We start from the raw sequence: 299 nt of genomic DNA on the forward strand, positions 1-299 counted from the left end.
CGGCATCGCTGCCAGGAGGCGTTGAGCACCTTGGCGACGGTGGCCTTGATGCCCTCATGGGCGTCGGAGACGACTAACTTGACGCCGCGCAAGCCTCGGCGGGCGAGCTTGCGCAGGAACGCGGTCCAGAACGTCTCGGCTTCGGAGGGGCCGATGTCCATGCCGAGAACCTCGCGCCGGCCGTCGCTGTTGACGCCGACGGCGACGATCACCGCGACCGATACGATGCGGCCATTCTGGCGCACCTTCACATAGGTGGCGTCGATCCACAGATAGGGCCAGTCGCCCTCGATTGGCCG

At 66.9% G+C, this 299-nt stretch carries 1 protein-coding gene; it reads right to left on the minus strand.

All coding sequences use genetic code 11. From position 1 onward, the window contains the following. The coding region (locus CWO91_RS42500) for a transposase (RefSeq protein ID WP_208753164.1) at window positions 1-299 on the minus strand (299 nt) is incomplete at both ends.

This window comes from Bradyrhizobium genosp. SA-3, from assembly GCF_004212635.1.
Lineage (GTDB): Bacteria > Pseudomonadota > Alphaproteobacteria > Rhizobiales > Xanthobacteraceae > Bradyrhizobium.